This window comes from Pantoea sp. DY-5 (genome assembly GCF_019795955.1).
Taxonomy (GTDB): Bacteria; Pseudomonadota; Gammaproteobacteria; order Enterobacterales; family Enterobacteriaceae; genus Pantoea; species Pantoea leporis.
The window spans coordinates 1095253-1117819 of the sequence record NZ_JAIMIE010000001.1 but is presented as its reverse complement, the minus strand read 5'-3'; the positions used below and the strand labels follow the sequence as shown (position 1 = coordinate 1117819).

Below are 22567 nucleotides of genomic sequence, written 5' to 3'. Positions count from 1 at the left end.
GTTGAGCTAATTTCCGCTAGAACACGATAACGATATTTCACTTATTTATTTACGCCCGCGTTTTGTGGCGTGAACTGCCGTTGCGGCAAATCAATTTATTTTTAGGGAGATATATATGGGTAGTTCTTCATTTGCTCAGGATTTAACTGAGCAGCGGGTCGCGCCTGCCACCTTCAATCGCATCTCACCCTCGCCTAACGCTGCAGAGGAGCTGATATGTTACTGGCTGCAACCCGATGCTGCGGGATCGCATCTCACCTCTTCATTGCTGCCGACCTTTCCGCACAGCACGCCGGCTGAAGATGATTTCCTGCTGTTCAGCGCGGAGCGCAGCGCCTTGCCGGCCAACCTGCTGCAGGACGTGGCAAAGCTCAGTGACCAGCGTCCCGAGCTAAACTGTTTTGTGGTCTCACTGGCGAAGCGCGAGCTGGCGAACGGTTTACACTCTTCTCTGCAGCTGTTTCAGCAACTTCATGCGCAGCGCTGGTGGCAGCAGGGCGGCTTTGTGGTGATCTTGCGTGCTGGGCTGGCCCGCGTGGGTGGGCCGCTGACGCGTATTCAGGATGTGATGCTGGCCGGATTACTGCATACGCAAACGGCGTGGGTGCTCGATTACGCCAGTGAAGCGTCGCTGACCACTCAGGTAGAAGCCTCGCCGCGCTTAACCTATCAGCAATTTATTACCGATTATGAAAAACTCACACGATTGTCACACTATATTCCGGAGCGAAACCGCTATCGGGAAAGTTATTTACGCAGCGGCTTATTACAATTAGTCCAGCACGAGTTAAGTGGTGCCGATAAATTCTCAGATAATACCCGCCATGCATTAACCTACTTTGCGGAAAACTTCCCGGCCAAAGGTGCAATGGAAAAACTCATGTTGAAACAACCTGACATCTATTTCGCCATGATGAAAATGAGAAAAAAGCTGGGCGCTTAGCACCAACGTTAATTTTAAGAATAACTCCGGTGTGCGCGTGAATACTTTTATGTCACGCTTAAGGCCACTGAGATAATCCCCAGATGCCAAAACACCTATGTCTATAAAACGTAACGCGATTGCCAACTATGTTGGTCAAATCTATCTGACGCTGTCAGGTATTTTGGTTGTACCACTTTATATTCAACACTTAGGTATGGAAGCCTACGGTTTAGTGGGCTTCTTTTCGATTTTATTAACCTGGCTGCAATTACTCGATGCCGGTGTTTCGACCACCTTGATGCGGGAAGCGGCGCGCTATCGTGCTAATCAGGCGGAATTTGTCTGGTTCCCGGCGCTGTTTGCCACGCTGACCAAATTCTTCTTGTTCTCCACGATTGTGCTGGTGGTGTTGGGTTGGTTGGCGACGCCATGGATTGCCACGCACTGGCTGGATGCGCGTCATCTTCCGGCGGGCGATGTGGTGATTGCCGTGGCGATTATGGTGATCACTGCGGCGATACGCTGGCGCACCAGTCCGTATCGCAGCGTGATTGTGGGCTTCGAACATCAGGTGTGGCTGAACGGCGTCAACCTGATTATCACCACCTTGCGCACCTTTGGCGCGGTGCTGGTAATTCAATTCTTCTCTAATGCGGTATTGGCGTTTTTTGTCTGGCAGTTGCTGGTGTCGATTGCCGAAGCGGCCTGCTGTATCTACAAATCCTGCCAGCTGATCCCCAAAGCGGCGCGCAAAGAGAAGCGCGGCGATCTGAAAGAGGTGCTGAAACCCTTTATTCGTTTTGCGCTCAGCGCAGCATTTTCCAGTGCGGTGTGGACCTTTATTTCGCAAATCGACCGACTGGTGCTCTCCAAGACGCTGCCGCTGAGCGAATACGGTTCGTTTACCGTGGTGGCAACCGCCGCGACCGGCATTCTGCTGCTCAGCAGCCCAATCATGCAGGCGATTGTGCCACGTATGACCGGCATGAAAACCCGTAAAGAGGGCGATGCAGAGTCGCTGAAACTTTACCGCTACACCACGCAGGCGGTGGCGATCTTTATGGCGCCGCTCAGTATTACCATCGCCTGTTACGCCGGCCCGCTGCTGTGGGCGTGGACGCAGAAGAGCCAAATCGTTGATGAGATGTCATTTGTCCTCAGCCTGTATGCGTTGGGCAGCGGCATTCAGGCCATCTGCGGTTTGCTCTATCACCTGCAATACATCAACGGCAGCCTCAAGCTGCACATGAAAGGCTTCACCTGTTTTGCCGTGCTGCTGGTGCCGCTCAACATCTGGTGCGCCATTCACTACGGCGCACTGGGTACCGGTTGGCTATGGCTGGGGCAGAACATCTTCTATCTGGTGGGCTGGGCGTGGCTGGTGCATCGCCGCTTTGCGCCGGGCATTCATTTCACCTGGTTAACTCGCGATGTGATGCTGATTTGGGCGGTTTCCGCAGCTATCGCCTGGTTGAGCACCTTGCTGCCGATCGAGTGGAACCAAAATCGCTGGCTCAACCTGCTGTGGCTCGGCTTGATTGGCGCGTTCAATCTTGGCGTCTGCTGTCTGCTGCATAGCGTGGTGTTGAAGCGTCTCAGAATTCCGTTGTTTAACGTTGAGGAAAGAGGATGAGCATGATGTCATCTCACCGTATCCCTACGGTTTCGGTCATCATACCGAACTGGAATTGCGCGCCCTGGCTGCCAGAAGCGATGGGTTCATTGCTGCGTCAGTCATCGCCGCCGGAACAGATCATTGTTATCGACGATGGTTCCAGTGACAGCAGCGTAGCCTGGCTCACGGCGTTTGCGGCTCAGCATCCGCAGGTAATCCTGCTAAGCGGTGAGCGCGGCGGCGTCAGCGCCGCGCGTATGAAAGGGCTCTCTGTCGCAACCGGTGATTTTGTTTACTTCATGGATGCGGATGATTTTGTCTCCACCGATTTGTTCGCCGACTTTCGTCGCGTGCAGGCGCGCCATGAAGATATCGATCTGTTCTGCTTTGGCGCGAAAATGTTTTTTGATGTGCCTGCCGCGCAGCGCCACTATCAAACCATTCACCAGCGTCATGTCAGTGGATTGCTGCCCGGCGGCAGCACCAGTTTACGTACGCTGATGCAGCATCAGTCGGCGCATCGTGTCGTGTGGAGCAGCATCATTTCGCGTCGCTTGATTGATCAACTGGCGCTGCAGTTTCTGCCGATTCAAAACCATGAAGATGCGCCTTACATGTTTGCGCTCTATCTGCAGGCGCGTAACATTTATTGCACCAGCCAAAGCTACTACTACAAACGCTTTATGCTGACGTCGCTGTCGCAAAGCACGCGCGATTTTTCCTATGTGAAAAATTACTTTATTGCGCGTGAAAGCAGCGAACAGTTCCTGCGCGATCGGCAACTGCCAGTGGATGCGGCGTTGCTGGATAGCTATTACCAAACGGTGATGCACAGCTGCCTGGCGCAGATGCGCAAAAATCACATGGTGATCCCAACGGATTGGCAGCCGCAGGTGAATCAGCTGGTGCGCAATGTGTTGCAGCATAGCGCGCGTCTGAAGCTAATGTGGTATTGCCCGACGATTTACAGTGGCTTGCAGGCGTGTCGCGAACAGCTTGGCCGCTATTCTGCACGACGCTGATAACGATCAAATTGTGATGCAGTAGAACAATTTACTTTTGCGCCAGCGCACCTTACCATTCTGGCGCACATTTTCCCGTGCACCCCGACTTCCCTGGTTTCCGTCATTGAGGAGAGTGCATGTTATATCCTATCGTCCGGCCAGCGCTGTTTAAGCTTGATCCTGAGCGTGCGCACGAACTCACCTTTCAACAACTGCGTTTTATTAGCGGCACCCCGCTGGAAGGGCTGATTCGCCAGTCGCTGCCATCACGTCCGGTAACCTGCATGGGATTAACCTTCCCTAATGCGCTCGGCTTAGCGGCCGGTCTCGATAAGAATGCCGAGTGCATTGATGCCTTCGGCGCGATGGGCTTTGGTTTTGTCGAAGTGGGAACGGTAACGCCGCTGGCGCAACCGGGAAATGATAAACCGCGTATGTTCCGCTTAGTGCCTGCCGAAGGGATTATTAACCGCATGGGGTTTAATAATCTCGGCGTTGATCATCTGATTGCCAACGTTAAAAAGTCGCGCTTTAAGGGCATTCTCGGCATCAATATTGGCAAAAATAAAGATACGCCGGTCGAGAAAGGCAAAGACGATTATCTGATCTGCATGGAAAAGGTATATGCCCACGCCGGTTATATCGCCATCAATATTTCGTCACCCAACACGCCAGGATTACGCACGTTGCAATATGGCGAAGCGCTGGACGATCTTCTTTCTGCCATCAAATTAAAACAGCAAGAACTCCAGGCAAGGCACCTTAAATATGTGCCGGTGGCGGTAAAGATCGCGCCGGATCTGACTGAAGAAGAATTGATCCAGGTTGCCGACAGTTTGGTGCGTCACAATATTGATGGTGTGATTGCCACCAATACCACGCTTGATCGTTCGCTGGTGACCGGCCTTAAATATGCCGAAGAAATGGGCGGATTAAGTGGTCGTCCGGTGCAGTCACGCAGCACCGAAGTGATTCGCCGCCTGGCGCAAGAGCTGCAGGGCCGCTTACCTATTATCGGCGTCGGTGGTATTGATTCGCTGGTTTCTGCGCGTGAGAAAATTACCGCGGGCGCAACATTAGTGCAGATATACTCTGGATTTATTTATAAAGGCCCGGGCTTAATTAAAGATATCGTGACCCACCTCTAAGACATTTCCCACTTTACTGCGCCGAGGGGTTTATTTATCCCTTCGGCTCGTTTATATTTTGTCCTGCTGATGCATTTTTCAGCTTTTTCTCAGATTTATTTTTTTAATTAAGCGCCGTTTAGCGCAGCGATAAACCACAGGGCAGATCATGAAAATCAAACCTGATGACAACTGGCGTTGGTATTTCGACGCTGATCATGACCGCATGATGCTGGATTTAGCCGACGGCATGTTATTTCGCTCGCGCTTCTCGCGCAAAATGCTGACGCCTGATGCCTTTAATGTCAGCGGTTTTTGCGTTGATGACGCCGCGCTCTATTTTAGCTTTGAAGAACGTTGCCGTCAGAGTGGATTAAAAGGCGATCAGCGTGCGGAGTTAGTGTTAAACGCGCTGGTGGCCAGTCGTTTTCTCAAACCCCTGATGCCAAAAAGCTGGCACTTCACCAATCACGCGCACAGCTGGCAGCCCGCTGCGGGCGATATGGTGGCGGTGACGCTGGCTGATAGCGGCGAACAGGCGCAACTGTTTGTGGTTGAAAGCGGTGAAAATGCCGCGCTGTGCTTATTAGCGCAAAACGCGCTAACCGTGGCGGGTAAAGGTATGCAGTTGGGTGATGCGATTAAGATCATGAACGATCGTCTGCGTCCGCAGCAGCAGGAACAAACCGCCCACTTTGCGCGGGCGGTGTAATCGGCTTACGCCAGTTCGATATCGCCTGCCGGAATACAGCTGCAGCTTAAGATGGTACCATCGGCGCGCACCGCGCTTTTCTTCAGTGCTTTCACTTCACCCGCCACCAACGTCACTTTGCAGCTGCCACAAATCCCGGCACGGCACGAGTAGGGAATGCGGAAACCCTGCATTTCCAACTGTTCCAGCAGCACTTGCTGATTGTCGCCGCTAAAGCTCGTCCCCTGATAATCGATGCTCACCGCGCTGTGGCTGCTAGCGGCTGGCGCCAGCGTTTCGACCACGGCGCCCGCACCGTAAGCGCGTGGGGTTTGCTTCTCGAGAATGGTCACCGCATCGCCGACGCGAATAATGCCGCTATTAAGGGCGATCAAATTCAGGCCGAAATCGATATCGCCGCTGCCATCCTGCGCGCTGCGAAAACCCTGCAAGGTCGAGAGCGGTTCGCCATCAGGATGCTTACGGCCGCTTTCGGTACCGACGGTGGTAAACACGCAGCGGCTGCACGGTTTCGGCATCTCAAAGGTGATCTCGCCAATTTGCAGGCGTTTCCAGCTATCTTCTTCCCAGGCGGCCGCGCCGCTCACCACCAAATTGGGACGGAACTGCTCAACGCGCACGCTGGCTGGACAGCGCTGTTGCAGATCCTGCAACGAGGCCATATTCACCAGCAGGTAAGGAAAACCGTCGGCGAAACTCAGTGGCACATGATCAAAACGCTTCACGCGGCGCGTCGGTTGCACGCCGGTCCAGCGCAGCTGCACCGGACGTGGGAAGAAGGTGCTTAACCAGCTGTTGATCGCGTCAGGTGCAACGCACGCGGTGAAATGGTTGCCCCAGACTTCGGTGGGTGACTGCTCAGCGGTGAAATCAGCGAAGCGGATCAGCGCCTGCGAACCATCCGGTGCCTGCAGAAACAGCCCGTCCGGCAGCAGCGCCGGGGTAAAGCGCACCATTTCCGGAAACTGGCGGGCGGTCACGAACGTGCCGTCCCGTTCGGTCACCATAAAGATGCGATCAAAGCCCAGACCGCTTTCCAGCACCTGCGCATGTGACAGTTGCAGACCGCGCATAGATTTAACGGGATGGATGTAAAGGCGTGAAAGCGTAATCATCACCACTCCAAAAAAGGGGTCATAAGTTTTAAAGAAGCTAACTTTATGACATAGCACGCTGATTCGCTATAATGCGCAGCAATTTAAGCAAGAGTAAAAAGTGACGATATGAATTCTCTGTTTGCCAGTACGGCGCGTGGGCTCGAAGAGCTGTTGAAAAGTGAGCTAGACGCGCTGGGTGCGCAGGATTTGCAGGTGGTGCAGGGCGGCGTCCACTTCCAGGCCGACGACCATGTAATGTACCAAAGCCTGCTGTGGAGCCGTCTGGCTTCGCGCATTTTGCTGCCGCTGGGAGAATTTGGCGTCTGGAGCGATCTCGATCTTTACGTGGGTGCGCAAAGTATCCCGTGGACCGAGATGTTCGACAGCAACACCAGTTTTGCCATCCATTTTAGCGGCACCAACGAGGTGATCCGCAACAGCCAGTTCGGTGCGCTGCGCATTAAAGATGCCATCGTCGATAGCTTTACCCGCCAGAATCTGGAGCGCCCGAACGTTGATCGTGAACAACCGGGCATCCGCATCAATGCGTGGCTCAACAAAGATCGCGTCAGCATCGCGCTGGATCTAAGCGGTGATTCACTGCATCAGCGCGGCTATCGCCAGCAAACCGGCGCAGCGCCGTTAAAAGAAACCTTAGCGGCAGCCATCGTGATGCGTTCCGGTTGGCAGAGCAGTACGCCGCTGGTCGATCCGATGTGTGGTTCCGGTACGCTGCTGCTGGAAGCGGCGTTGATTGCCTGCGATCGCGCGCCTGGCCTGCTGCGTACCCATTGGGGCTTCAATCGCTGGAAGAAACACAATCAGGCTGCGTGGCAGGAAGTTCATGCTGCCGCGAAAGAGCGCGCACGCGTGGGTACCGCCGCTGCGACCGCCCGTTTCTTTGGCTACGATAATGACAGTCGCGTGCTGGAATCAGCGCGCGCCAACGCCCGTCGTGCAGGCGTGTTCGAGCTGTTCACCTTTGCGCAGCAGGATGTGATTAAGCTGAAGAATCCGCTGGCGGGCAAAGAGATTACCGGCACGGTATTGAGCAATCCGCCGTACGGTGAGCGTCTGGAAAGCGAACCGGCGCTGATTGCGCTGCACAGCCAGCTGGGCCGCATCATGAAGCAGAACTTTGGCGGCTGGAATCTGTCGCTGTTCAGCGCCTCGCCAGAGCTGCTGAGCTGCTTGCAACTGCGTGCCGATCGCCAGTTCAAAGCTAAAAATGGTCCGCTGGAGTGCGTGCAGAAAAACTATCAGCTGGCTGCGACCAGCGCAGAAGGCGGCGCGCAGATCGCCGAAGATTTTGCTAACCGCCTGCGCAAGAATCTGAAGAAGCTGGAGAAATGGGCGCGTCAGTCGAATATCGATTGCTATCGTCTGTATGACGCCGATCTGCCTGAATACAACGTAGCGGTCGATCGTTACGCTGATTGGGTGGTGATTCAGGAGTATGCGCCGCCGAAAACCGTGGACGCTAACAAAGCGCGTCAGCGTCTGTTCGATGTGATCAGCGCTACGCTGAGCGTGCTGGAGATCCCGGCCAATCGTCTGGTAATGAAGACCCGCGAGCGCCAAAAAGGCAAAAGCCAGTATCAAAAGCTGGGCGAGAAGGGCGATTTCTTCGAAGTGCAGGAATTTGATGCGCGCCTGCTGGTGAATCTCACCGATTATCTGGATACTGGTTTGTTCCTCGATCACCGTATCGCGCGCCAGATGCTGGGCAAAATGAGCGCAGGCAAAGATTTCCTCAATCTGTTTGCGTATACCGGCACCGCCAGCGTACACGCCGGTTTGGGTGGCGCGAAAACTACCACCACGGTGGATATGTCGCGTACTTATCTGGAGTGGGCCGAGCGCAACCTGCGCCTTAACGGTTTAACCGGCCGTAATCATCGCCTGATGCACGCCGATTGCCTGAGCTGGTTGCGTGAGAGTGACGAACAGTTTGATTTGATCTTTATCGATCCGCCGACGTTCTCTAACTCTAAGCGCATGGAAGACGATTTCGACGTGCAGCGCGATCACATGATGCTGATGCAGAACCTGAAACGTTTGCTGCGTCGCGGTGGCACCATTATGTTCTCCAACAACAAGCGCGGCTTCAAAATGGATCTCGACGGCTTAGAACGTCTGGGTCTGCAGGCGCAGGAAATTACCCAAAAAACGCTGTCGCAGGATTTCGCGCGCAACCGTCAAATTCACAACTGCTGGCTGGTTAGCCACGCCGGTAAGGAATAAGTTTTATGTCACTGATTAGTATCCATGGCGCTTACCTCTCGTTCAGCGATGCGCCGCTGTTGGATAACACCGAACTGCATATCGAAGAGGGCGAACGCGTCTGTCTGGTTGGCCGTAACGGCGCCGGTAAATCGACGCTGATGAAAATCATCAACGGCGAACAGCCGCTGGATGACGGCCGCATCATTTATGAGCAGGATTTGGTGGTGGCGCGTCTGCAACAGGATCCGCCACGCAACATTACCGGTTCTGTTTATGACTTCGTTGCCGAAGGCGTGGCCGAGCAGGCGGAGCATCTCAAGGCTTATCACGCGATTTCCCATCTGGTGATGGAAGATCCGAGCGAGAAGAACCTGAACGAGATGGGTCGTTTGCAAACCATCCTTGACCATCAGAATCTGTGGCAGCTGGATAGCCGCATCAACGACGTGCTGCAGCAGATTGGTCTGGATGCGGATACCGAGTTGTCTTCGCTGTCTGGCGGCTGGCTGCGTAAAGCGGCGTTGGGCCGCGCGCTGGTGAGCAACCCGCGCGTACTGATGCTCGACGAACCGACCAACCACCTTGATATCGAAACCATTGATTGGCTGGAAACGTTCCTCAAGACATTCACCGGCAGCATCATCTTCATTTCGCATGACCGTTCGTTTATTCGCAACATGGCGACGCGCATTGTCGATCTTGATCGCGGCAAGCTGGTTTCCTGGCCGGGCAACTACGATTTGTTCCTGACCGGCAAAGAAGAAGCGCTGCGTGTCGAAGAGATGCAGAACGCCGAGTTTGACCGCAAGCTGGCGCAGGAAGAAGTGTGGATCCGTCAGGGCATCAAAGCGCGCCGCACGCGTAACGAAGGCCGTGTACGTGCCTTGAAAGCGCTGCGTAACGAGCGCTCTGCACGTCGTGAAGTGATGGGCAAAGCCAATATGCAAGTCGGCGAAGCTGCACGTTCAGGCAAAATCGTGTTTGAGATGGAAGATGTCAATTACAGCGTGGGTGGCAAAACCCTGGTGAAAGACTTCTCCACTCAGGTGCAGCGCGGCGACAAAATCGCCCTGATTGGCCCAAACGGTTGTGGTAAAACCACCTTGCTGCGTCTGATGCTGGATCAGCTAAAAGCCGACAGCGGCCGCGTGCATTGCGGTACCAAGCTGGAAATCGCTTACTTCGATCAGCACCGCGCTGAGCTGGATCCGGATCGTACCGTGATGGATAACCTCGCTGAAGGTAAACAGGAAGTGATGGTTAACGGCAAACCGCGCCACGTGCTCGGTTATCTGCAGGACTTCCTGTTCCATCCGAAACGCGCCATGACGCCGGTGCGCGCCTTGTCCGGCGGTGAGCGTAACCGCCTGCTGCTGGCGCGTCTGTTCCTCAAGCCAAGCAACCTGCTGATTCTCGATGAACCGACCAACGACCTCGACGTTGAAACGCTGGAATTGCTGGAAGAGCTGGTGGATGGTTATCAGGGCACTGTGATGCTGGTGAGCCACGACCGTCAATTCGTCGACAACACCGTGACCGAGTGCTGGATCTTTGAAGGCAACGGCGAAATCGGCACCTTTGTCGGTGGCTATCACGATGCTCAGCAGCAGCGCGCAGCCTATAAGCAGGGCAAAGCCTCGCAGGCTAAACCGGCTACACCGGTGAAAACCGCTGAGAAAAGTGACGCCGCCAAACGTCCGGCCAACAAGCTAAGCTATAACCTGGCACGTGAGCTGGAACAGCTGCCACAAAAACTGGAGCAGCTGGAAACCCGCATCGGTGAGTTGCAGGCTAAAATGAGTCATCCAGATTTCTTCAGCCAGCCACACGATAAAACCCAGCCGGTTCTGGATGCGTTAGCGCAAACCGAGCAGGAGCTGGAAGTGGCGTTCGAACGCTGGGAAGAGCTGGAAGCACTGAAAAACGGCGCGTAATCGGAAGGAGTCAGCATGTGTGCAGCGGATCAAGCGCATCAGTGGAGTCTTTGTCCACAGTGTGATTTAACAGTAAAGCTGCCCGCTGTACCGGTTGGCAGCCGTGCGCGTTGCCCGCGTTGTCACACCACGCTGCAAGCCAACTGGCAGGAGCCGCGTCGACGTCCGACCGGCTACGCCTTTTCGGCCCTGTTCATGCTGGTGCTGGCCAATCTGTTTCCTTTCATCAATATGCACGTCGCGGGATTGAGCAGCCAGATATCGCTGCTCGAAATCCCCCAGGTGATGGATCGCGAAGATTACCGCAGCCTGGCAACGCTGTTTCTGCTGTTTGTGCAGGGCATTCCTGCCTTCTGCATGATCACCATTATTCTGCTGGTCAATAACGTCCGCATGCCGCACAGCCTGCGGCTTGGGTTGGCGCGCGTGCTGTTTCAGCTGCGTAGCTGGGGCATGGCGGAAATTTTTATGGCTGGCGTGCTGGTCAGTTTCGTTAAGCTGATGGCGTATGGTGAGATTGGCCTCGGCAGCAGTTTCTGGCCGTGGTGTCTGTTCTGCGTGTTGCAATTGCGCGCATTTCAGTGTGTTGATCGCCGTTGGGTGTGGCACCGCATCAATCCGTTACCGCCGCTGCCGAAAACGCCGCTGGCCGGTGTTAGCGGCCTGAAGCAAGGTTTGCGTAGCTGTCCGTGTTGTACCGCGATTCTGCCCGCTGACCAACTGGCGTGCCCGCGTTGTGGTGTGAAGGCGCATGCGCGCCGCAAGCACAGTTTGCAATGGACGCTGGCGCTGCTGATCACCTCGGTGATGCTCTACATTCCCTCAAATATCATGCCGATCATGGTGACCGAAACGCTCGGTTCGCAATATCCTTCGAACATTATGGCCGGAGTAATTTTGCTATGGAGCGACGGTTCGTGGCCGGTGGCGCTGGTGATCTTCATCGCCAGTATCATGGTGCCTTCGCTGAAAATGCTGGCGATTGCCTGGCTGTGCTGGCACGGCAGCGGACGCGGTGGGCGCGATGATGAAAAGATGCACGTGGTTTATGAGGTGGTTGAATTTGTTGGCCGTTGGTCAATGATTGATGTGTTTGTAATCGCCGTTCTCTCTGCGCTGGTGCGGATGGGGCGGCTGATGAGTGTGTATCCTGCGCCGGGCGCGCTGCTGTTTGCCATGGTGGTCATCCTCACCATGTTTGCCGCAATGACCTTTGATCCGCGCCTGCTGTGGGATCGACAACGAGAAACTGAACGTAAGGAGCCGCGTCTTGACGGACAACCATCACGGGACTGCTAAGGTCGACCAGATTAAACGCTGGTCGCCGGTCTGGATTGTACCTATCGTCACGCTGTTAATCGGCGGATGGATTCTTTTTTATCACTTCAGCCATCAGGGCCCGGAAGTGACGCTGATTACCGAAAATGCGGAAGGCATCGAAGCCGGTAAAACCACCATTAAGAGCCGCAGCGTCAACGTCGGTGTGGTGGAAAGCGCGGTTCTGACCGACGATTTGCACCATGTAGAAATTAAAGCGCGTCTTAATTCGGGCATGGAAAAGTTGCTACAGGGCGACAGCGCATTTTGGGTGGTGAAACCGCAAATTGGTCGCGAAGGCATTACCGGATTGGGCACACTGCTTTCCGGTGCCTATATCGAGCTGCAGCCGGGCGCGAAGGGCGATAAGCCGGAACGTTATCAACTGCTGGATGCACCGCCGCTGGCGCCGCCGGATGCCAAAGGCATTCGCATAACGCTCGACAGCAAAAAAGCCGGTCAGCTTAATGCGGGCGATCCGGTGCTGTTCCGCGGTTATCGCGTAGGTTCAGTGGAAACCAGCAACTTTGATACCGATAAACGCATGATGACTTATCAGCTGTTTATCTCGGCGCCTTACGATCGCCTGATCACCACCAACGTGCGTTTCTGGAAAGACAGCGGTATTGCTGTCGATATGTCTGCATCAGGCATGCGCGTAGAGATGGGATCGCTCACTACGCTCTTCAGCGGCGGCGTCAGCTTTGATGTGCCGGACGGCGCTGAGCTGGGCCGGGCGGCGGAGAACAAGGCGGAATACCATCTGTACGACGATCAGCGCAGCATCCAGGATTCGCTCTACAGTGCTCATACTGATTTCCTGCTGTTCTTCACCGATTCGATTCGCGGCTTGCAGGTTGGCGCACCGGTTGAGTTCCGCGGCATTCGTTTGGGTACGGTGTCACAAGTGCCTTATATGATTCCGGGCGTGAATCAGGCGCTGAATACGGATTATCGTGTGCCGGTGCTGATTCGCATTGAGCCGGATCGGTTTGTTAATCGCCTGGGCGGAGATTTCAATCTTGAGCAGCATCTGCAGGATGGCAAAAAACGCGGTCTGCGTGCGACGCTGAAAACCGGCAACCTGCTGTCTGGCGCGCTATTTATCGACCTCGATTTCTACGATAACGCACCGGCGTATCAAGGCCCGAATCAGGTGGCTGGCCTGGAAGTGATTCCAACCGTCAGCGGCGGCCTGGCGCAGATTCAGCAGAAACTGATGGCGGCGCTGGATAAGATCAACGGCTTGCCACTTAATCCAGTGCTGAATGAAGCCACAGGTACCTTGAAAGAGAGCCAGCGCACCCTGCAGCGGCTGCAGAAAACGCTGGATAACCTTAATCAGGTCACGGCGAATCCGGCGATGAAAAGCCTGCCTTCAGACATGCAGCAAACCCTGCGCGAACTGAACCGCAGCATGAAAGGGCTGCAGCCAGGTTCACCGGCTTACAGCAAGCTGGTGGGCGATATGCAGCGGCTTGATCAGGTATTGCGAGAACTGCAGCCAGTGCTGAAAACGCTGAATAGCAAAAGTAATGCGCTGGTGTTTGAGGCCAAGCCGGGCCAGGATCCACAGCCAAAGAGGGCGAAACAGTGAAAAAAGGGCTAATTATCGGGGCGCTGTTGCTGCTGGCAGGCTGCAGCAGCACCATTGAAAATACCTATTATCAGCTGCCTGCGGGCAGCAATGTGGCGCGCGTTGAAAGTGCCGCGGGCACTGGCCAACCGATGATTTGGGTTGAGCAAGTGACGGTACCGGATTACATGGCGGGCAACGGCCTGGTCTATCAGACCAGCGATGTGAAGTACGTGATTGCAGCTAATAACCTGTGGGCCAGTCCGCTCGATCAACAGTTGCAGCAAACGTTGATCAGTAATCTCAGTAAAGCGCTACCTAGCCGCCTGGTTGCCGGTGCGCCGCTGGGCGACACGCACGATACGCTGTCGGTAAACGTTACCGGTTTCCAGGGACGCTACGATGGACAAGTGGTGGTGAGTGGCGAATGGTTACTGCAGCATCAAGGACGCCTAATCAAACATGGCTTTAATCTGACGCTGCCGCAAACCGAAGATGGCTATGATGCGCTGGTACGTACTCTGGCTCTCGGTTGGCAGCAAACCGCACAACAAATCGCAAATAGTGTGGTTTCGCTAAATTAAGATTTGTTCGATGCTTATGCTAAGTCCTTGATTTAATGTAGTGTGATCGCAGTCAAATCAGGGGCTTTTTTTATTGCCTAATCAGCCAGATAGACAATCAACTGACAATTCTACATGGCACTTTAACGTCAAAAACATGACATTGGCGTGAATTTTGCGCATTGACCTTTCTTCTGCATCGGGTTAGAACATTACTGTGGTTGAACATTATATCGCCACTCTTTCTTTCCACCCAGATTCCACCAGACCTGAAATGAGGGAAACGAGGCATGAAGAGACAGAAGAGAGACCGCCTGGAACGAGCACATTCACGAGGCTACCAAGCCGGTATTACGGGCCGCTCGAAAGAGATATGCCCTTATCAATTGATCGATGCACGGTCTCACTGGTTGGGAGGTTGGCGTCAAGCCATGGAGGACAGGTCAGCGGTGGCCTAGCACTGCTGGATGTCTAACATTATGGAAGAAACCTCCGCTGCGTGCGGAGGTTTTCATTTGGAAGGATTAGAAAGCTGAGGTGTCTTTGAACAGACCCACTTTCAAATCGGTCGCAGAGTAAATCAGGTTCCCGTCAACGAAGACTTCGCCATCTGCCACGCCCATCACCAGTTTACGGTTAATCACACGTTTGAAGTGAATTTTATAGGTCACTTTTTTGGCGGTAGGCAGGACTTGTCCAGTGAACTTCACTTCACCCACGCCCAACGCGCGGCCTTTACCTTCTGCGCCCAGCCAGCCGAGGTAGAAACCTACCAGCTGCCACATCGCATCGAGGCCGAGGCAACCCGGCATTACCGGATCGCCAATGAAGTGGCAGTCAAAGAACCACAGGTCAGGGCGGATATCCAGTTCGGCTTCGACGAAACCTTTATCGAATTTACCGCCGTCTTCGGTCATTTTGACCACGCGGTCCATCATCAACATGTTGTTGGATGGAAGCGGCGGTCCATTTTCGCCAAACAGTTCGCCGCGACCCGAGGCAATCAGGTCTTCTTTACTATAGGATTCGCGTTTATCTACCATGTTCTCAATATGCCTTCTTTTAGTGAAGCCCGAATATTAGCGAACAGTTGTACGCTGAGCAATGTTATCAGCTGTGGTTGAACCAGTTGAGCCAACGTAGTGGCCACGGACGCAGGCGAGCTTCCTGCTGGTTCAGCTGGGTAATACGTTCCTGAATGGTGCTAAGCAGAGATTCGCCGCTTTCACTCTGCCAGGCAATGCCGGTCAGCAGCGGCAACGCTTCATCTACGCTCTCAATGGCCCAAAGATGGAATTGTCCGGCCTTAACCGCTTCCACAACATCCTGATTCAGACTGAGATGACGCGCGTTACTGGCAGGGAAAATGACACCTTGCTTGCCGGTCAATTCACGTGAATGACAGATTTGGAAGAAGCCTTCAATTTTTTCGTTCAGGCCGCCGACGGGCTGCACGTTACCAAACTGATCAACTGAGCCGGTCACCGCAATCTGCTGGTCAACCGGCTGATTAGCCAGCGCACTGATTAACGCACAGAGCTCGGCCAGCGAGGCGCTGTCGCCATCCACTTCGGAATAGGATTGTTCAAACACCAGTGAAGCGGAGAAGGGCAGCTGTTGCTCTAGCTCCAGCTCGGCAATCAGGTACGCTTGCATAATCATCATGCCTTTCGCATGGATGTTGCCACCTAATTCGGCTTTGCGCTCCACATCGGTGAACTCGCCATCGCCCGGATGTACCACACAGGTAATGCGCGAAGGTTCTCCCCACGGACGCGGATGGCCTGGGAACTCAACCACCGAAAGGCCGTTGATTTGCCCAACCACTTCGCCTTCGGTTTCAATCATGATCTGATTAAGCAGGATTTCATCACGCATGCGATCGGCGAGGAAGCCTTCACGCCATTGGCGCGCTTCCAGCGCTTCTTTCAACGCTTCGCCATTGATGCTGTCGCCATGCAGCGCCGCTTCTTGCAGCTGGCGACGAAGCCAGCGCGGGCAAAGCGGCAACGTGTCTTGATCACCGGTCATGCGTGCTGCTTCGGTGATCAACAATGGCCAGAAATCGGCTTCAGGCTGCGCTAATCCGGCTTGTTCGGCTTGCGTTAGCGTCCACTGGCACCATGACGTCATGTCATCTTCGTCGAGAATTTGTAAGCTCTCTTCGAATTCGCTATACAGCGCCATCTCATGAACTTCGACGTCCATTTCCTGGAAAGCGGCCAGTGCATCACGGTCGCCACACAGTACCAGACGCAGTTGCAGCGGTAGCGGGGGAATGGCGACAGGCAATGGTTGACGCTCATCCTGTGAATACCAATCGAAGCGACCTTGCTCAATACACTTACGCAAACGCAGCCACAGCAGCGGCTGTGCCAGTAAAGTGTTGACCGCAAGAATTAACGTACCGCCATTGGCGCGATGCAGTAAGCCCGGTTCAGGCTGCACACGGTCTTTATATTGACGTACGCAACCGAACAACTGTTCAGCTTCAATCCAGTCGGCGAAATGCACGCCGCCCTGGCTGGTGAAGGGGCGATTGATATCGGTTGGCGGTAGAAGACTGACGGTATCGCCCATCACATGATAGTCGCCACCGTAAAGAGAAATCTCATCCGGCTGGAAACGTTGCGCCGCATCGGCGATGCAGGCCAGGTAATCGCTGTTTTCCTGACTGCGTAACAGCAGCAGCGGAAAACCCAGGGTTTGATGATGCAAATGCGCCAGCGCATTCAGCAGACGCGGCTGAACCGCGGCAAGACTATCGCAATCTTCCAGTGAGACGTTCGAGAAAATGGATTGGTAGCGGTCGCTATCCGGCTGCAGGGCTTGCCACGTAATTTGAGTGCTGGTCAAAATATTCGCATTAGTCTGATTTAGGAAAAGCGCGATTATACAGGAATCAACCTGGTTAATCACGGCGGAGTTCCGGCCCGGATTGTGACGGCTGCAACATGTTTTTCCTTGCTGCATCCAGGAAAAAAGCTGTTATTCTTAGTTTGTTACGTGATCACGATGAGATTCCGATGAAATACCAGCAACTCGAAAATCTTGAAAGTGGATGGAAGTGGAAATACCTGGTGAAAAAGCATCGGGAGGGTGAACTGATCACCCGTCATCTTGAGCTTAGTGCGGCGCAAGCTGCGGTCGATACATTGTTGTCGATGGAAAACAGCCCGGTTGAGGTTAACGAGTGGATCGCCCAGCACATTCATCCCGATTTGGAGAATCGTCTCAAGCAGACGATACGTGCACGTCGTAAACGTCACTTTAATGCTGAGCATCAGCACACGCGTAAGAAATCGATCGATCTGGAATATCTGGTGTGGCAGCGTCTGGCAGGATTGGCGCAGCGTCGCAGTAATACGCTGTCAGAAACCATAGTTCAGTTAATTGAAGATGCTGAACGCAAAGAGAAGTACGCCAGCCAGATGTCTACGCTGAAGCAAGATCTGCAGGCGATCCTCGGAAATGGTGGCTCGGAAAAAGAGTAGAATCCTTTTCGTTCTCATTACATTCAGCCATAAAAAAACCCCGCCTTAGCGGGGTTTTTTACTGCGTGATAACTTAAGCCTGTGGCTGAGTTACAACGTCTTTGATACCTTTCACGTCGATTTCAACGCGACGGTCTGGCGCCAGGCAGTCGATCAGGGCATTGCGGCCTTTCACGCTGTCACAGGTGTTGCCAGTAACTGGGTTGGATTCGCCCATACCGCGTGCAGAGATCTTGTTAGAAGGGATACCTTTAGATACCAGGTAATCAACTACAGATTGCGCGCGCTTCTCAGACAGTTTCTGGTTGTACTGCTCTGAACCGATGCGATCGGTGAAGCCCAGTACTACAACAGAGCCGTCTTTCGGATCCATTGAGCTCAGCTGGCTGTACAGCTGATCAAGAGCCTGCTGACCTTCTGGCTTCAGAGTAGATTTGTTGAAGGTGAACAGAACGTCAGACTTCAGAGTGAAACGCTTGGTTTCAACAACTGGAGCTGGGGCCGGAGCCGGAGCTACAACTGGCGCTGCATCTTCATCCTGACCGAAACGGTAAGACAGGCCTACGCTCAGCATGCTGTTGTCTGGACGTGCACCAACGGTACCTGCGTCACCGATGTTGTTAACCCACTGGTAGTCCAGGCGAGTTGCCCAGTTTTTGGTCAGTGCGTATTCAACACCAACAGCAGCCAGCGGAGAAACGCCGGTGTCGTGGTCGCTGATGCGATTGCCAGTGTTGCTGTTAAACTGGGTAGAATCAGCACGCCATACCATACCACCCAGACGGGTGTAGACGTCGAAGTCTTCGGTAATTGGGTAGCTCAGTTTAGCAGCCAGCTGAACGCCTTGTGCTTTGAACGCGCCGTTTACTTCGTTGCCTTTGTTAGGCATACGGCCCAACCAGTCGTAGCCCAGCTCAAAGCCCAGATACGGGTTAGCCTGATAACCCAGGAAAGCACCAGCACCCAGCTGAGATTCGTGAGTTGGACCGTCGTTATTCACGTAGTCGTTACCGTAGTAACCAGTATCATGATACTGAGACCAGCCCAGTTTAGCACCGGTGTACCAGGTGTTATCTTTTGGTGCGGCCTGCGCTACGGTAGCGAAGCCAGCCAGTGCCACTGCAATTGCGATAGCTGTCTTTTTCATTTTTGCGCCTCGTTATCATCCAAATAGGCAATGAGCAAAAAGGTTGCTCTTTGTGTTAATCCTTCGCCGGGTCTAAACGCTCGCTTTTGACTCTACCGAAAAAACGGAGGTTATTGAGCACCCTGGCGAGCTAAAGTCTACAACGAGATTGGAAACTTACAAGTATGATGTGACGCCGGGCAGCAAAAAAACAGCGATTTATACACACATTTTAACAAATCATATGGCTAAATCTTCGGTATTAGAAAACAAAAAAGCGTCTAAGCCATTGTCATAGCTGGCGGGAAAAGAATCAGTAGCTTAGATGCAACTTTTGCAAAAAAAATGCTGAGAAAATTCCTGGATTTACTTAATGAAACAAATCTGAGGGAATTTTTGTCGCATTGGGTTGTCTGGAATGAGCATATTGACGTCCCTGCGGACGCAAAATCAGACCGAGCGCTTCACCTTCCGCCGCGGCTTGTTCTAATTCTAAACGCTCTTCATCGCTCAATTCGTACGGAATCCAGGCAAGAACGACGCTGTAATTACCTGTACGTAATGCCTTCACCATACTTTCAACGGTGTTAAAACGCTCAGATTCGGTGATATGCATACTCTTTTCTAACGGTAATCCCGACTGCTGCATCCAGCTACGATTGAGCTTATGAGCCGGAGTGAGCCACAGCTGCCAGCGCGATTGCTCGCTCAGCTGTTTTAGTACCGGGAGCAGCATAAGTTGCATCATTTCGGGTTGTTCGCTGGAGCGCAGTTCTGTGATTCCACCCAGCGAAGGTTGCGCTAAGCCAGGTGAAGCGAAACGATGTGAACGATCAGCAGGGCCAGAGAAATGAGTACGCATAATTTAATCACTCAGTAATGAACTGTATGGATGTACAGTAATGACTTCCTGGATAAAGATCAACCTCAATTTCTGAAAACGCCTCGCAATTTCTGCACAAGATCCCGCACTCCTGCTTTTATTCATTGAACAGCTAAATCGTTTTTTTTATCTTCTAACCAGATGAATCTGCGAGCTTTTATAGGAAATTTCCCGCGCATGGAATCCATTGGAGGGGGCGTTATGAAGAGATATAACCCGGTAGTTGAGCAATCGAAAGCGCAGTTGGCGGCATTAGGTAAAATTGAATCACGCACGCAATTTGGGGGGTATGCGCTGACTATTGAGAAGGTGATTTTTGCTTATATCAATGAAGATGCGCTTTATCTCCGAGCCAGCGAGGCGCTTCACGTCTATAACGCACAGCGTTCACTGGAACCGCTGATTTACCGCAAGCGTGGTGTGCCGGTGACCTTAAGCTACTTCAAAGTAGATACACAGTTATGGCAAAACCCCGAACAATTATTGCAGTTATCGGCTAGCTCATTGCGCGCCGCACAGGAGGAAGCGGCTACCAGACTTGTCTCGCTGCGATTGAAAGATCTGCCGAATTTAAGCCTGCGACTTGAGCTGATGCTGCATAAGGTGGGGATCAGTTCGGTGCGGTTGCTGTGTGAAACAGGATCGCGACAAAGCTGGCTGAAACTACGCGCGGTGAATAAGCACATAGGGTTAAAAACGCTGCTGGCGCTGGAAGGTGCAATATCAGGACATCATGAGGCGGCATTACCCAGCGCCATCCGGCAAGAGCTCTACGCATGGTATTTAAAAATGCTCCGCCAGCATGCGGCGGCGGAGCATCAGCAGCCTTAATCGTTGACGAGGGTGCGGCGTAGACGGGCAATTTCGGGCAGCAGCGCGACCAACAATCCCAATTGCTGAATCACTAATGGTGCGCGTGCATCCGGGCTGTTTTTCATCTCGCTCATGCGCTGCATTAGCGCCTGCTGCATCTCTGTGGCTTGCGTATCCGTAACCTGATCGATCTGCAGCACATCTTCTATGAAGCAGACCGCGTCATCCAGTAAGGTCAGCAAGGTACTATCTGCCAGCTGTTCGCGATGCGCTCCCAGCGCCGAGATATAGCTGAGGAAAGAGTGGTTCAGGCACAGTAGTCGAAACGCATTCTCACGCAGCGGTTGTTGTAGCTTGAGTTCGCCACTGATGTTGGACACCACCGACGCCAGCTCTGCATCGGCGTTGTGCGCATCGCGACGTGCCACGCGATAAGCTAGACGATTGTCCTTGCCTTGGTGGTATTGCTCCATAATCGCATCCAGATAGCGGCAGTTGGCATCCAGTGTGCGATCGGCAACGGCGGTGATTTTGCGAAAACGCCAGTCGGGCCAGACAAAGGCCACGGCCAGCCACGCCAGGCCGCAGCCAAGCAAGGTATCCACCACGCGCGGCAGCGCCACTTCAAACCCTTCGCCGAGCAAATTGAAGCACAGCAGAACCAGCAAGGTGATAAACAACGTGGCCTGCGCATACTGAATCTGGCGGAAAGCGAAGAACAGCACGCCGCTCAGCACAATCAGCACCAGCTGACCTTCAATCGAAGGTACCAACCACAAGACCGGCAGGCCGATGGCGATGCCGGCTAAGGTGCCGCCAATACGCAAGGCTAGGCGTCGTCGGGTGGCGTTGTAATTGGGCTGGCAGACGAACAGGCTGGTCAGCAAGATCCAGTAACCGCGATCGACGCCGGTGATTTGAATGAAGGCGTAGCCAACACACAGCACCAGCGACATACGCACTGCATGGCGGAAGAGGGCAGATTGTGGGCTGAGATGGCGACTCAGGCGTAAGCGGATATCCGCCCAGCCGCTGAGCCCTTCCCGTGACAGATGGTGATCGCTCTGCGGGGACGGTTCGGCCAGCATCTGCTCTGACTCAATCGATGCCAGTTGCGCATCAATGGCACGCAGATTACGCAGCAGCCAAAACAGTGCATGAATGTGTGGATCCTGCGGCTCGTTCTGCTGAAGGCGTTGCAGCGCGGTTTCCAGCCGTTCAAAGGTACGTTCAAAATGGCTGTCGTGATGCCACGGCTGACGCAGCAAAATGGTCTCCGCCAGTTGCCGACACGCGCGCGCTTGCATGTTCATCAGACGCTGGAAACGGAACAGCACTTCGTTGTAACGCCAGTTATCACGCAGCAAATGGTATTGCAGATGCGAGGAGCTGGCGCGTTCATGGATATCCTGCGCGACAAAATAGTAGTGCAGGCTGCGACGCGTGCTGCGTGAACCGCGGTCGCCACGCAAACGACTTTGAATGGTGCTTTTAGTGAGATTGAGCTGGGCCACCAACTGGCTGTTGACCATCGCCGTGGCAACCAGCGTAGCGTCATCCTGATCGTCGCCATCGGGATCAAACAGGTTTGCTTTGGCTTCAAGATAGCGCGCCAGCTGGGAAAAACTGCCTGCCAGCTGTTCCTGCACCGGGCGCACCGGAAACATTAAATGACCAACAAAGGTCAGCAAGTTGTACCAAAGGGCACCGATCAACAGCAGCGCTGGCTGCATCCACCACTGTGGGAACAAGCCGATGCCCAGCATGGTGTAAACCGCAATCAGCAGCGCACCAAAGGCGATGGTAGCATAACGCTGTCCCAGCGCACCGAGCAAAATAAAGCCCCAGCTGGAAAGCGCCAGGCCCAAACCAAATCCCCACGGATGGGGGAACAACAGTTCAACCGACACCGACGCGATACAGAAACATACCAGCGTGATCAACAGGTTGCGCACGCGCCCAATCCAGCGATCGTCGAGATCCGCCAGCGCCGCGGCGACCACGCCAAGCGTCAGCGGAATGGTCCACTCGATTTGGTGCAGCCACCACGGCACCGCCGCGCATCCGGTTAAGGCAAAGAAGATGCGCAGCAAATAGCGTAGGCTGCTGTTAAACAGATAACGTCGCCAGCCTGGCAAGGCGTCATGAATCATTG

The 22567-nt window shown here is 53.9% G+C and carries 19 protein-coding genes; 13 read left to right on the top strand and 6 right to left on the bottom strand.

Annotated elements, in window-relative coordinates; translation table 11 throughout:
• Window positions 1–115: 115 nt before the first annotated feature.
• The 5 genes from K5Y30_RS05370 to K5Y30_RS05350 all read left to right on the top strand — a co-directional run bounded on the left by K5Y30_RS05370 (window position 116) and on the right by K5Y30_RS05350 (window position 5383).
• Window positions 116–943 (top strand): hypothetical protein, encoded by an 828-nt coding sequence (locus tag K5Y30_RS05370; RefSeq protein WP_222210648.1) that lies wholly within the window; start codon window positions 116–118, stop codon window positions 941–943.
• Window positions 944–1040: 97 nt separating this feature from the next.
• Complete coding sequence (locus tag K5Y30_RS05365; protein ID WP_222210647.1) at window positions 1041–2558, top strand: lipopolysaccharide biosynthesis protein; 1518 nt, start codon at window positions 1041–1043, stop codon at window positions 2556–2558.
• Between the two features lie 2 nt (window positions 2559–2560).
• Entirely contained in the window at window positions 2561–3562 is a 1002-nt protein-coding gene (locus K5Y30_RS05360) for a glycosyltransferase (protein ID WP_225614528.1), read from the top strand.
• Window positions 3563–3681: 119 nt separating this feature from the next.
• Window positions 3682–4692, top strand: a complete 1011-nt coding sequence (gene pyrD, locus K5Y30_RS05355; protein ID WP_210080565.1) for a quinone-dependent dihydroorotate dehydrogenase — start codon at window positions 3682–3684, stop codon at window positions 4690–4692.
• A 148-nt stretch (window positions 4693–4840) separates the two neighbouring features.
• Window positions 4841–5383: a cell division protein ZapC gene (locus K5Y30_RS05350; protein ID WP_101760931.1), complete on the top strand. Its 543-nt coding sequence runs from the start codon at window positions 4841–4843 to the stop codon at window positions 5381–5383.
• A 5-nt stretch (window positions 5384–5388) separates the two neighbouring features.
• Here the strand turns inward: K5Y30_RS05350 and K5Y30_RS05345 are convergent, their stop codons facing one another.
• Entirely contained in the window at window positions 5389–6498 is a 1110-nt protein-coding gene (locus K5Y30_RS05345) for a YcbX family protein (RefSeq protein WP_222210646.1), read from the bottom strand.
• Window positions 6499–6606: 108 nt separating this feature from the next.
• On the opposite strand from K5Y30_RS05345, the gene rlmKL reads away from it, so the two are divergent.
• The 6 genes from rlmKL to rmf all read left to right on the top strand — a co-directional run bounded on the left by rlmKL (window position 6607) and on the right by rmf (window position 14554).
• Complete coding sequence (gene rlmKL / locus K5Y30_RS05340) at window positions 6607–8724, top strand: bifunctional 23S rRNA (guanine(2069)-N(7))-methyltransferase RlmK/23S rRNA (guanine(2445)-N(2))-methyltransferase RlmL (RefSeq protein WP_222210645.1); 2118 nt, start codon at window positions 6607–6609, stop codon at window positions 8722–8724.
• A 5-nt stretch (window positions 8725–8729) separates the two neighbouring features.
• Window positions 8730–10640: an ABC transporter ATP-binding protein gene (locus tag K5Y30_RS05335; protein ID WP_137385513.1), complete on the top strand. Its 1911-nt coding sequence runs from the start codon at window positions 8730–8732 to the stop codon at window positions 10638–10640.
• 15 nt (window positions 10641–10655) lie between these two features.
• Window positions 10656–11939, top strand: coding sequence for a membrane integrity-associated transporter subunit PqiA (gene pqiA, locus K5Y30_RS05330; RefSeq protein WP_192413834.1), 1284 nt, complete (start codon window positions 10656–10658; stop codon window positions 11937–11939).
• Window positions 11911–13554, top strand: a complete 1644-nt coding sequence (gene pqiB / locus K5Y30_RS05325; protein ID WP_222181754.1) for an intermembrane transport protein PqiB — start codon at window positions 11911–11913, stop codon at window positions 13552–13554. The genes pqiA and pqiB overlap by 29 nt, the downstream gene beginning before the upstream one ends.
• A complete protein-coding gene (gene pqiC / locus K5Y30_RS05320; RefSeq protein ID WP_222210644.1) occupies window positions 13551–14117 on the top strand; it encodes a membrane integrity-associated transporter subunit PqiC in 567 nt (188 codons plus the stop codon). The genes pqiB and pqiC overlap by 4 nt, the downstream gene beginning before the upstream one ends.
• 269 nt (window positions 14118–14386) lie before the next feature.
• Window positions 14387–14554 (top strand): ribosome modulation factor, encoded by a 168-nt coding sequence (gene rmf, locus K5Y30_RS05315; RefSeq protein ID WP_071531634.1) that lies wholly within the window; start codon window positions 14387–14389, stop codon window positions 14552–14554.
• A gap of 66 nt (window positions 14555–14620) precedes the next feature.
• Here the strand turns inward: rmf and fabA are convergent, their stop codons facing one another.
• Window positions 14621–15139: a bifunctional 3-hydroxydecanoyl-ACP dehydratase/trans-2-decenoyl-ACP isomerase gene (gene fabA, locus K5Y30_RS05310; protein WP_101760924.1), complete on the bottom strand. Its 519-nt coding sequence runs from the start codon at window positions 15137–15139 to the stop codon at window positions 14621–14623.
• A gap of 67 nt (window positions 15140–15206) precedes the next feature.
• Window positions 15207–17069, bottom strand: a complete 1863-nt coding sequence (locus K5Y30_RS05305) for a Lon protease family protein (RefSeq protein ID WP_222210643.1) — start codon at window positions 17067–17069, stop codon at window positions 15207–15209.
• Window positions 17070–17122: 53 nt separating this feature from the next.
• On the opposite strand from K5Y30_RS05305, the gene matP reads away from it, so the two are divergent.
• Window positions 17123–17590 (top strand): macrodomain Ter protein MatP, encoded by a 468-nt coding sequence (gene matP / locus K5Y30_RS05300; RefSeq protein ID WP_008101445.1) that lies wholly within the window; start codon window positions 17123–17125, stop codon window positions 17588–17590.
• Between the two features lie 73 nt (window positions 17591–17663).
• Here matP and ompA read toward each other — a convergent pair whose 3' ends face one another.
• A complete protein-coding gene (gene ompA, locus K5Y30_RS05295) occupies window positions 17664–18737 on the bottom strand; it encodes a porin OmpA (protein WP_222181755.1) in 1074 nt (357 codons plus the stop codon).
• Between the two features lie 349 nt (window positions 18738–19086).
• Complete coding sequence (gene sulA / locus K5Y30_RS05290) at window positions 19087–19578, bottom strand: SOS-induced cell division inhibitor SulA (protein WP_176970844.1); 492 nt, start codon at window positions 19576–19578, stop codon at window positions 19087–19089.
• Between the two features lie 222 nt (window positions 19579–19800).
• On the opposite strand from sulA, the gene K5Y30_RS05285 reads away from it, so the two are divergent.
• Window positions 19801–20430 (top strand): TfoX/Sxy family DNA transformation protein, encoded by a 630-nt coding sequence (locus tag K5Y30_RS05285; RefSeq protein ID WP_101760920.1) that lies wholly within the window; start codon window positions 19801–19803, stop codon window positions 20428–20430.
• Here the strand turns inward: K5Y30_RS05285 and yccS are convergent.
• Window positions 20427–22565, bottom strand: a complete 2139-nt coding sequence (gene yccS, locus K5Y30_RS05280) for a YccS family putative transporter (RefSeq protein WP_222210642.1) — start codon at window positions 22563–22565, stop codon at window positions 20427–20429. The genes K5Y30_RS05285 and yccS overlap by 4 nt on opposite strands.
• Window positions 22566–22567 lie beyond the last annotated feature (2 nt).

Coding starts and splice junctions, on each gene's coding strand:
- K5Y30_RS05350 (WP_101760931.1), top strand. CDS start 4,841: ATGAAAATCAAACCTGATGACAACTGGCGTTGGTATTTCGACGCTGAT.
- pqiA (WP_192413834.1), top strand. CDS start 10,656: ATGTGTGCAGCGGATCAAGCGCATCAGTGGAGTCTTTGTCCACAGTGT.
- K5Y30_RS05335 (WP_137385513.1), top strand. CDS start 8,730: ATGTCACTGATTAGTATCCATGGCGCTTACCTCTCGTTCAGCGATGCG.
- sulA (WP_176970844.1), bottom strand. CDS start 19,578: ATGCGTACTCATTTCTCTGGCCCTGCTGATCGTTCACATCGTTTCGCT.
- fabA (WP_101760924.1), bottom strand. CDS start 15,139: ATGGTAGATAAACGCGAATCCTATAGTAAAGAAGACCTGATTGCCTCG.
- K5Y30_RS05360 (WP_225614528.1), top strand. CDS start 2,561: ATGATGTCATCTCACCGTATCCCTACGGTTTCGGTCATCATACCGAAC.
- K5Y30_RS05305 (WP_222210643.1), bottom strand. CDS start 17,069: ATGCAGCAAGGAAAAACATGTTGCAGCCGTCACAATCCGGGCCGGAAC.
- pyrD (WP_210080565.1), top strand. CDS start 3,682: ATGTTATATCCTATCGTCCGGCCAGCGCTGTTTAAGCTTGATCCTGAG.
- K5Y30_RS05285 (WP_101760920.1), top strand. CDS start 19,801: ATGAAGAGATATAACCCGGTAGTTGAGCAATCGAAAGCGCAGTTGGCG.
- K5Y30_RS05365 (WP_222210647.1), top strand. CDS start 1,041: ATGTCTATAAAACGTAACGCGATTGCCAACTATGTTGGTCAAATCTAT.
- rlmKL (WP_222210645.1), top strand. CDS start 6,607: ATGAATTCTCTGTTTGCCAGTACGGCGCGTGGGCTCGAAGAGCTGTTG.
- K5Y30_RS05370 (WP_222210648.1), top strand. CDS start 116: ATGGGTAGTTCTTCATTTGCTCAGGATTTAACTGAGCAGCGGGTCGCG.
- matP (WP_008101445.1), top strand. CDS start 17,123: ATGAAATACCAGCAACTCGAAAATCTTGAAAGTGGATGGAAGTGGAAA.
- rmf (WP_071531634.1), top strand. CDS start 14,387: ATGAAGAGACAGAAGAGAGACCGCCTGGAACGAGCACATTCACGAGGC.
- K5Y30_RS05345 (WP_222210646.1), bottom strand. CDS start 6,498: ATGATTACGCTTTCACGCCTTTACATCCATCCCGTTAAATCTATGCGC.
- yccS (WP_222210642.1), bottom strand. CDS start 22,565: ATGATTCATGACGCCTTGCCAGGCTGGCGACGTTATCTGTTTAACAGC.
- ompA (WP_222181755.1), bottom strand. CDS start 18,737: ATGAAAAAGACAGCTATCGCAATTGCAGTGGCACTGGCTGGCTTCGCT.